At 57.0% G+C, this 10,561-nt stretch carries 7 protein-coding genes; 2 read left to right on the top strand and 5 right to left on the bottom strand.

Annotation, left to right across the window (positions count from 1 at the left end):
* The first annotated feature begins 133 nt into the window (after window positions 1-133).
* Window positions 134-640, top strand: a complete 507-nt coding sequence (gene ftnA / locus PMI17_RS22530; protein WP_007893200.1) for a non-heme ferritin — start codon at window positions 134-136, stop codon at window positions 638-640.
* Window positions 641-779: 139 nt separating this feature from the next.
* Here ftnA and PMI17_RS22535 read toward each other — a convergent pair whose 3' ends face one another.
* The 5 genes from PMI17_RS22535 to PMI17_RS22555 all read right to left on the bottom strand — a co-directional run bounded on the left by PMI17_RS22535 (window position 780) and on the right by PMI17_RS22555 (window position 9,532).
* Window positions 780-3,623 (bottom strand): EAL domain-containing protein, encoded by a 2,844-nt coding sequence (locus PMI17_RS22535; RefSeq protein WP_007893201.1) that lies wholly within the window; start codon window positions 3,621-3,623, stop codon window positions 780-782.
* Window positions 3,624-3,825: 202 nt separating this feature from the next.
* Window positions 3,826-5,568, bottom strand: coding sequence for an iron ABC transporter permease (locus PMI17_RS22540; protein WP_007893202.1), 1,743 nt, complete (start codon window positions 5,566-5,568; stop codon window positions 3,826-3,828).
* A 2-nt stretch (window positions 5,569-5,570) separates the two neighbouring features.
* The gene (locus PMI17_RS22545; RefSeq protein WP_238541564.1) at window positions 5,571-6,536 is read right to left on the bottom strand and encodes an ABC transporter substrate-binding protein; all 966 of its coding nucleotides are present in this window, start codon (window positions 6,534-6,536) and stop codon (window positions 5,571-5,573) included.
* Window positions 6,537-6,584: 48 nt separating this feature from the next.
* Window positions 6,585-7,652, bottom strand: coding sequence for an ABC transporter ATP-binding protein (locus PMI17_RS22550; protein WP_007893204.1), 1,068 nt, complete (start codon window positions 7,650-7,652; stop codon window positions 6,585-6,587).
* 179 nt (window positions 7,653-7,831) lie between these two features.
* Window positions 7,832-9,532: a lysophospholipid acyltransferase family protein gene (locus PMI17_RS22555; RefSeq protein ID WP_007893205.1), complete on the bottom strand. Its 1,701-nt coding sequence runs from the start codon at window positions 9,530-9,532 to the stop codon at window positions 7,832-7,834.
* Between the two features lie 210 nt (window positions 9,533-9,742).
* On the opposite strand from PMI17_RS22555, the gene PMI17_RS22560 reads away from it, so the two are divergent.
* Window positions 9,743-10,426: a response regulator transcription factor gene (locus tag PMI17_RS22560; protein WP_238541562.1), complete on the top strand. Its 684-nt coding sequence runs from the start codon at window positions 9,743-9,745 to the stop codon at window positions 10,424-10,426.
* Window positions 10,427-10,561 lie beyond the last annotated feature (135 nt).

The following is a 10,561-nucleotide window of genomic DNA, read 5'->3' on the forward strand; positions in this document are numbered from 1 at the left end:
TCAACAAGTGGAATAATTCCATTTACAATCAATAAGATAAATTCAACCTTTTTACGAAAAAGCCTTCACAAAAAAGTATAGATTGATGCATAATTCGCCGTACTTCACTTAATAAATTAAAAAGGAATCAGCCATGTTAACCGCTGAAATGACCTCTCGTTTGAACGACCAGCTGAACCTCGAATTCTTCTCTGCCAACCTGTATCTGCAGATGAGCGCCTGGTGCAGCGATAAAGGCTACGAAGGTGCCGCTTCATTCCTGAAAATGCACTCACGCGAAGAGATGCAGCACATGCAGAAGCTGTTCGATTACGTCAGCGATGCAGGTGCTCTGCCGGTTCTGGGCAGCATTGCCGCACCGGCAATTAGCTGGACTTCACTGAATGACGTGCTGGAAGAAGCGCTGAAGCATGAGCAGCTGATCACCAAAAAAATCAACGAGCTGGTGCACACCGCATTAACCACCCAGGATTACTCAACCTTCAACTTCCTGCAGTGGTACGTGGCAGAGCAGCATGAAGAAGAGAAACTGTTCAAAACCGTGCTGGATAAACTGGCGCTGGTGGGCAACAAAGGCGAAGGCCTGTTCCTGGTGGACAAAGATCTCGGCCACATGTCCGTCGACGGCCACGGCGCATAATAATAAAGATTACACACAGCAAAACAGCAAACGCCCGACACGTCGGGCGTTTTTTTATGGCTGCGTTTAACATTGCGCAATAAATTGCGCCGCTACACTACATGCACGAATCTGTAGCGACGCGATTGATCGCGCGATTTTAATCCAGCTTTTTCAAACGCAGTTCCGATGGCTGTGGACGCCCAAAGAAATAGCCCTGGAACAGCGTACAGCCCTCTTCGCGCAGCTTGGCGAACTGCTCGCTGCTCTCCACACCTTCGGCGGTGATCTGAATATCCAGGCTGCGGCTCATGCCGGTAATGGCGCGGATAATCGCCAGCGCCTCGCGGCTGTCGCCCATATCGTTGATAAACGACTTGTCGATTTTGATCTTGTCGAACGGGAACGATCGCAAATAGCTCAGCGATGAATAGCCGGTGCCAAAATCATCCAGCGCAATCTGCACGCCAAGGGTTTTCAGGCTTTGCAGCGTGCGGATATTGCCAAGCGTATCGTCCAGCAGTACCGATTCGGTGATCTCCACTTCCAGCCGATGCGGCGCCAGCCCTGATTCCCGTAGCGCCCCTTCCACCACCGAAACCAGCGAGCTGTTCTTGAACTGCAGCGGCGACAGGTTAACCGACACCGATTGTTGCGTGCCCCAGCTCTGCGCTTCGCGGCAGGCTTCATACAGCGCATACGCGCCGAGCATATGGATCAAGCCGGTCTCTTCAGCAATGGGGATGAAATCATTCGGCATGATCAGCCCCTTAATCGGGTGATGCCAGCGCATCAGCGCTTCATAGCCAATAATGCCTTTCTCGTCGGTGATCGGTTGGTAATAGAGTTTGAGCTGGCGACCGGTGATCGCTTCCCGCAGATCGTTCTCGATCACGCGACGGCTGCGCGCCTGATCGTCCATCTCCATGGTGAAGTGCTCGAAGCGGTTGCGCCCATTGCGCTTGGCTTCATACAGCGCCATGTCGGCGCAGCGCAGCATATGTTCCGGCGTATTGGTGGCTTGCGAGGTCAGCGCGATGCCAACGCTCAAGCCCACCGACAAGTTATGCCCTTCCACGTTAATCGGCGGACGAATCGCTTCGATCAAACGTTGTGCCACCACCGCCGCTTCATCCGCGCTGCGCACATTCGGCAGCACAATGGCAAACTCATCGCCGCCAATGCGCGCCAGGGTATCGTGATCGCGCAGCGCAGTTCGCAGGCGCTTTGCCACCACGCGCAGCAGGTCGTCACCAATCTGGTGGCCGAGCGCATCGTTGACGTTTTTAAAGTTGTCGAGATCGAGACACAGCGTGGCGCTGGTCTGGCCGTTCTGGTTATCCACGCGCAGCGCTTCGCTCAGCTTCTGGCGGAACAGCACGCGGTTTGGCAGGCTGGTGAGGTTATCGTGGTGCGCCATATGGCGGATGCGCGCATCGGCTTCGCGCTGGTCGGTCACATCTTCCACAATCAGCATCACATAGTTCTGCCGCATATCTTTGCCACTGATGGTGGTAGCGCGGGTATGCAAAATGCGCTCGCCGCTGGCGGTTAGCATCAGCTGTTCGCGCGCATGAATACCTTCGCTGCGCAAGGCCACATCCGCCAGGCTATTGAAGTAATCCCCCAGCTCGGCCGACATGCACTCATGCGGACGTTTATGCATGATCAGCGCTTTATTGACGCCAAACAGCTGCTCGGCTTTGTCATTCACCATCAAAATTTCGCGGCTGATGGCGTCTTCAACAATCACGCACGACGGAATATTACTGATGATGGTGTCGAGGAAGCCCGATAGCTCAGACATCTTCGCGCTCTGCGTCTGCGCTAAATCGCGTGCACGCAGCAGCTGCTGCTCATTCTCACGCCGTTCAGTGATATCGCGGGTAATTTTGGCGAAACCAATCAGTTTACCGGTTTCATCGTTGATGGCCTCGATAACCACATGCGCCCAAAACGCCGAGCCGTCTTTGCGGTAGCGCCAGCCCTCATCTTCGAAACGGCCGGTTTTTAACGCAATCCCGAGGTTGGCTTCAGGCGCGTTAGCATTGCGTTCGGCGGAGCTATAAAACACCGAGAAGTGCTGACCGACAATCTCATCGGCGATATAGCCTTTAGCGCGCTGAGCACCACTATTCCAGTTCACCACGCGGCCCTGCACATCCAGCATATAGATGGCGTAATCGCGCACGCCCTCCACCAGCAGGCGGAAGTTTTTCTCCTGCTCATGCTGTTTGCGCAGCAGCGCCTGCTGCTCGGTACAGTCGCGGGTGATTTTGGCGTAGCCGATCAATTTACCGGCATCATCGCGAATCGCATCAATAATCACGTGCGCCCAGAACGCGCTGCCATCTTTGCGATAGCGGTAGCCTTCATCTTCGAAACGGCCGGTTTTAAACGCGATGGTGAGGTTTTTTTCCGGGATGTGATTGAGGCGATCCTGTGCGCTATAGAAGCGTGAGAAGTGCTGTCCGACGATCTCTTCGGCCACGTAGCCTTTCGCGCGCTGGGCGCCTACGTTCCAATTTTCAACGTTGCCGTCCAAATCGAGCATATAGATGGCGTAATCGCTGACGCCCTCCACCAACATGCGAAAGCGCTGCTCCTGCTCGCGCTGTTTACGCTGTTGTTCCTGCTGTTCGGTGCAGTCGCGGGTGATTTTGGCAAAACCTAACAGCTCGCCATACTCATCCCGAATCGCGTCGATCACCACATGCGCCCAAAACGCGCTGCCATCTTTGCGATAGCGCCAGCCTTCGGTTTCGAAGCGCCCCGTCGCTGTTGCCACCGCCAGCCCGCGCTGCGGCGCGCCGTTTTTACGATCGTCTTCGCTGTAGAACAGCGCAAAATTCTTCCCAACAATTTCATCGGGCGTGTAGCCTTTGGCGCGTTGTGCCCCGGCGTTCCAGTTCGCCACGGTGCCATCGGGTTTGAGCATGTAAATGGCGTAATCCACCACGCTCTGCACCAATAATCGGTACATGACGTCAGAGTTATTATTCATTGTTATTCGCCTATTGCTGGCCTGGTATTATTCAGAAATATTAAGAAAATTCTTAATTAGCATGCAGACTTAAGCGCAAATACGCAGCGCTGACAAGCGCTATTCATCCACAGACAAATGTTGGTAGGTCAGTTATCGGCAGTGGCGAGAAAATGTTCAGCGGGATACTTCAACAATCAGCAACTGTTGACGGTAAAAACCGTTATGCCTGCCACGGCAAAACGCCCTGCGGCAGGCGGCGCGTCAGCCTGGTAGCAAGCGCCATTAATAAGAAAACCACGAGGATCATCAGGCAGCCCACCGCCGCCGCCAGCGAAGCCGATCCGCCTTCATCAAGAAACACGATGGTCGGTCCGATAGTTTGCGTTTGCGAGGTCACCAGCAGTATCGAGACCTGAATCTCATTCAGCGCCGTGAGAAATACCAGTACGCTGCCGGCCAGGGCCGACGGCGCCGCCAGCGGCAGTAAAATATCGCGCATGCGGCGCATGAAACCCGCACCGCACAACCGCGCTGCTTCATCCAGCGCCGGTTCCAGTTGCGCAAATCCCGCCAGCGTCGGACGCAACACCAGTGCGAGAAAGTTCGCCAGATAAGCGGCAAGGATGATCCATACCGTGCCGTACAGCGAAATATTGATCATCGGCAGCGGACGCAGAAAGAACAGCATCGCCGCCACGCCGGTGACAATGCCCGGCAGCGCGTAGGTCAGTTCACTTGCCAGCCACAGGCCGCGCACTAATTTGCTGCGACGCCAGCTGAGAAAGTAAGCGAGAAACAGCGCGCAGAAGGTCAGCAGCAGCGCCGTTAGCGTGGTCAAGCCCAGGCTGGTGAGAAAAGCGTGACGCACCGCCGGATATCCCCATAACGCGGCGCGGAAGTTCTCCAGCGTCAGGGTTTGCCAGCTCAGCGCCTGGCCGAAACCACGAGTTAATGCGGTGATCAGTAAGGCGCTGAGCGGTAATAGCAAGGTCAGCGCCATCCACAGCCAGGCGACGCCGGCAATCGCCATCCGGCCACGCCCCAGCGATTGCTGCCACACACGCGGCGCACCGTTGACGCGCACATCATGTCGCCCACCTAACCACGCGCTGGCCGCCATGCCCGCCAGCGTAATCACGGCAATCAACAAGGCGTAAACGGCGGTATTCGGCAGCGCACTCGGACCAATGCCATTCAGCTGTTGATACACCAGCGTGATCAGCGTTGGCACGCGCGCCGGAATCCCCAGCATCGCCTGTATGCCGAAGTTGCCTGCCGCCGCGACAAAGGTCAGTGCGGCACCGGCAAAAATCGCCGGGCGCGCCAGCGGCAAAATAATCGTGAACAGCACGCGCGCCCGTGAGGCGCCGCTGGCCTGTGCGGCTTCGACTAAATCAGCCGGTAGCCGCCGTAACCCTGCACGCACGGTGAGAAACACCAGCGGCGCATTGTGGGTACCCAGCAGCAACACCATGCCGCTTAAGGAGTAGAGCGGCTGTTCGCCCGGCGCAAACCACGGCCATCCCAGACGGGCAAACAGCAGCGCCAGCGGACTGCCGGGCGCCAGCGCCTGCAGCCACGCCAGCGCCGTCACCTGCGGCGGAATCATCAGCGGCAGAATAAAGGCAAATACCCAGGCGGTTTTGCCGCGCATATCGCTGAGCGCCACCAGCCACGCGGCGACGGTGCCCAGCAGCACCGAGATAAGGGTCGAACTGAGCGCAATGAACAAGGTATTGAAGCTGGCGATCAGCACGCGATCGCTCGCCAGCAGACGCGTCAAGCGCGCCAGATCCGGCACGCCGTGCGGCGCAATCGCTGTCCACACCAGCCGCAGCAGCGGCGCGACCGAGAGCAGGCCAATCAACAGCACCATCAATGCCAGAATCAGCCGTTCGCTGTTAAAGCGCAGGCGTTTAGCGCCGCGCGCCGTGCTGCGCCATTCGTTGCTCACCACGCTCATGATTAGCCGCCAAACAGCGCGGTAAACTGGTCGCGCACTGCGGCGTCTTCTTTAATCGCTTGCGCTACGTCCGGCGACAGCAGCTTAATTTTGTTGATGGGCGTGAAACCTTCCGGCGCCGCGATGCGATCGTCAACCGGACGGTTGCCCTGCTCAACCACGAGTTTCTGGCCCGGCTCGGACAGCAAAAAGTTCACGAACGCTTTGGCGGCAGGCAGGTTATGCACCGATTTCATAATCGCTACCGGTTCGGTGACGTAGGAGACGCCCTCTTGCGGATAAACCAGATCAACCGGCGAGCCCTTTTTCTTCGCCAGAATCACGTCGGCGTCGGTGATGATGCCGTATTTATCCAGCCCGCTGGCCACCGCCTTCAGCGCCGGACCGTTGCCGCCCTGCGGCGCAACACCCAGCGCCGCCAGCTTTTTATAGAAGCTCCAGCCAATTGACGGCGTGTTGATATCGGTGTGCAGCTTGTAGAGCGCCGCGCCGGAGTACAGCGGGCTTGGCACCGCGATTTGGCCTTTATTGGCTTCGACCGCCAACGCACTCCAGCTGTCAACCGGCTGCGCGTGCTGGGTGTTATAGGCAATCACCGTGGCGATAATTTTGGTGCCAAAGAAGGTCTTGTCCTGGTCGTAGAACGACGGATTGATGTGGCTGAGCGGCGCATCGCTGTAGGTGTAGAGCTGGTTCTCATTTTTCAGCGCGCCAAGGTTAATGGCATCGGCAATCAGCAGCACGTCCGGTTTGGCCTGGCCGCTCAGCATTTCGGTACGCAGTACGTTCATCAACTGCGTGGTGCCGTTGCGCGTCCACTCCACCTGCACATTGGGATAGGCGGCCTTGAATGCATCCATGGTTTGCTGCGCAATCTCCGGCGCCTGCGAGGTGTAGACCACTAGCTTGCCCGCTGGCGCCGGTTCGGCATGAGTGACGGCAGAAACCACTAAACCGCTGGCTAACATCAAAACGTTGAAGGTAGTACGCATCGCATGTCCCTGAGTAGAAGAAGGTTAAGAAGGAAGAATCCAGCCGTCGCGTAGCGCCACACCGAGGGTCGCGTCGACAGCGGGTAAAGATTGATCGGCCAGCAGCAGCGTGAGGCGGGATTCGGGTGCAGACAGCGGCGTGACGTTGAGCTGGTGATGGCCGCCGCGATAGATCACCCGCTGTACGCGAGCGGCAAATTGCGGCTCGCCGGGCTGCGCCAGACGAAAATCCACCGCGTGGAAACTGGCCTGCGCCTGCGGCTGCGGGCGCTGATGTGGCGCACAGCGTAACGCCATGCGCACCCCAAACAGCGTGGCAAAGGCGCGGCCCTCGCCGAGCGGTTCAATGTCGCTGATGGGCAGAACTTTGCCGTCATCAATAAAGCGCGCGACCATGGCATTCGCCGGCTCGCGCCACAGCGTTTGCGGCGTGGCGAACTGCATTACGCGTCCGCCATCCATCACCACAATGCGATCGGCCAGCGCCATCGCTTCATGCTGATCGTGGGTGATGTAAAGCAGGGTGGCGTGACTGTGGTGATGGAAGCGGCGGAACTCCTCTTCCATGGTGGCACGCAGATGAACATCGAGGTTCGCCAGCGGCTCATCGAGCAGCACCAGCGTCGGCTGCGCCACCAAACAACGGGCGAGTGCCACGCGCTGACGCTGGCCGCCGGAGAGATCGGCGGGACGACGTGCCGCGAAGTGTTCTAATCCCACCAGCTCCAGCGCCTGCTGGGTGCGGCGATCGCGCTCAGCACGTGCTACGCCGTTCACCTTCAGGCTGTAGGAGACATTCTCCGCCACCGTCATATGCGGCCACAGCGCGTAGCTCTGGAACACCACGCCAAGCTGACGATCTTCCGGCGGCAGATGCACGCCCGGTGCGGCAAAGCAACGATCGCCAACGTGGATTTCGCCGCCATCGGCGGTTTCGAAACCGGCCAGCAGGCGCAGCAGCGTGGTCTTGCCGCAGCCCGACGGGCCCAATACGGCGATAAATTCTCCCTGCGCAATCTGCAGCGAGATGTCTTGCAATACCGGCTGCGCCGCAAAGGATTTGCACAGCCCGCGCAGTGTGATTGACGCCATGTTTGCGGCCTTTCTCTGACAGTCCGGCTAAGACCCTACGACATTCAGATGACAGCGCCGTGACATCATTGTCCGCTCAGGTTGTAGCGGCGCAATTTATTGCGCGTTCTCCAGGAGAGCGGAGTGTACAGAGCGCGATAAATCGCGCCGCAACGAGGACGTGCGTGCTGCAAGCCAATTCACAGATGCATCCCGATATAGCGCTCATAGCGCGCGGGCTTCACGCGGGTGAGATCCACCAGCACCAGGCCATCGATGCAGTTATTGAAATCGGGATCGCTGCCGAAATCGATAAACTGCACGCCGCCCGGTTCGCACACCTCGGAGTACTGTTTGTAGAGCGTAGGAATGGCGGTACCGAGATTGGCCAGCAGATGTTTGAGACGCCGCAAATCTTCGCTGTAGTTATCGCCGGTGAACTGGGCCAGCACTTCTGGCAGCGATGCCGGATAGGGACGACGTGAGGTAGCCAACGGCAGCTCGGTGGGGAAGTAGAGGCGATAAAACGCCACCAGCAGATCGCGTGCCGCCAGCGGCATACCGCCGGAAATCGAGACCGGACCAAACAGATAGCGAGTTTCCGGATAGCGGGCGATGTAGGCACCGATGCCCATCCACAGATAATCGAGGCCGCGTTTGCCCCAATAAGCGGGCTGAATAAAACTGCGCCCCAGCTCCAATCCCTGATTAATGATCGGCAACATGCGCGCGTCGTAGTGGAACAGGCTGTCGCTGTAAATCCCCTCCAGCCCACGGCGCGCCAGCTGTTCGGCACCCGGAATAAAGCGATAAGCACCGACGATCTCCAGCGCATCGTCATCCCACAGAATCAGGTGATAGTAATCATCATCGTATTTATCAAGATCGCGACGGCGACCGCTGCCCTCGCCCACCGCGCGGAACGCGACTTCGCGCAAACGTCCCAGTTCACGCAGCAGCGGTACCCAGCTGGCGCCGTTGCGCCGCCACAGATAGATCTGTTTGCCATCGGGCAGCGTGCCCAGACGCTCGCTCTCCATGAGCGCTTTTTTCAGTTCAGCGCGATCTTCGGGACGCGCAATCGCCGCTTCGGTCTGGAACAGTCCGCGACGGCCCTGACCAATCCGGTAGAGATGTTTGCGCAGCCGCTTCGCCAGCTCTTTGCCCGGCGTGTGGCCATCGTGCCAGTTGGCAAACGGGATCTGCTCGCCGATATGCAGTTTGATGCGTGACCCGCGCTGGCGGAACATCTCGCGTACCAGCATTAACAGCGCCAGCGGCGAGGCGATTTTGGCCGCCGCGTAGAACGCCAGGCTGTTACGGCCCACCACGTGCACCGGCACAATCGGCGCACGGGCGCGGGCCGCGAGGCGCAGGAAGCTGTGATGCCAGTGACGATCGCGCACACCACGGCTGGAGAGGCGCGACACTTCGCCCGCCGGGAAGATAATCAGCACGCCCTGATTATCAAGATGTTGCTGCATGCGCGTGAGCTGCTCGCGGCTGGTGCGGTTGCCCATGTTATCCACCGGCAGCATCATGTTGTTGATCGGCTCCAGCATCATCAACATGCGGTTAGCCACGATTTTCACATCGCGCCGCACCTGTGAAACCGCCGCCAGCAGCGCCAATCCATCCAACGCACCGAGCGGATGATTCGCCACAATCACCACCGGCCCGCGCGTGGGGATCTGCTCTAAATCACGCTCGCTCAGTTCGCAGCGCACATCCAGGTGATCCAGCACTTGCTCCACCATGTCCACGCCTTTGAGGTGGCGATAACGCGCGGCAAATGCCTGGAATTCATGCTCGCGAACCGCCCATTTCAGCGCGCTTTTTTGCCAGTTCGCCGCCTGATGACCTGGCCAGTAACTATCGAGAAGCTGATCAACTGAAAACATCATTCACCTTTTATGCGCAGCGGTTTATCGCCTCGACGTTAAAACGGCTTGTTTTCAGATTTATGACTCGCGTCCTGTTACGGCGGAAAAAAAAGCAACGTGCTTTGTTCTCGCGCATAAAACCGATCAATTGATCTTAAATTCCCAAATTCAAGACAGAGCTTAAATCTTATTGTTAAGCCCCGTGAATTAATCTGGTCACACCTCTGGTTGTGTTTTTTTTATGGGTGTTTTTCACCCTTGGGTTTTTTCTTTTTTTTCTGGGCTACACATATGATTCAGTCGGTATTTATTGTTGATGACCATCCGTTAATTTGTGCGGGTATCCAGGCACTTTTAGACTCATATCACTATGCAATTGTTGGCATTGCGCAGAAAGGAGATATGCTGATTACCGAGCTGCACCAGCTGCGTCCAGACGTCCTGCTACTCGATCTCACCATGCCCGGCCGCGCCGGCATTCCGCTGATTGCCGATATTAAACGCGCGCTTCCTGAACAGAAAATCATCATATTTACCGCCTCAGAAAGTCTTTTTTATCAACGATGTTGCCTGCAATTAGGCGTAGAAGGTTATGTCTACAAACGGGGGGAATTAGACACGCTGATTACCGCCATAAAAGAAGTCGAGCGCGGTAATCGTTTTTATCCGGTGACCCATGCCGCCGCGGATGCCGGAGAATTGATCGAGAGCGAGAAATTGATGAGCCTGACGCGACGCGAATTGGTGGTGTTAGTTAAACTGGCTTCGGGGATGAGTAATAAAGAGATCGCTTCGCAATTACAGCTGAGCAGTAAAACCGTCAGCACTTATAAAATAAAAATCCTGCGCAAATTAGGATTAAAAGGGATTAGCGGAATTAATATGACCGCCAAACTCAATGCGCTGATTTAATTGCGCGGTAACACGTTTTCTTATCTCATCATCGTTGCATGATACGTAGGGTCGCCATTCATGGCGTAATGCTCGTCAGTTAAGCAGCGCACTGGCTCCGCGGGGGTTACCTGGTCGCCATGAATGGCGACCCTA

This window comes from Pantoea sp. GM01, assembly GCF_000282675.1.
Lineage (GTDB): Bacteria > Pseudomonadota > Gammaproteobacteria > Enterobacterales > Enterobacteriaceae > Pantoea > Pantoea nemavictus.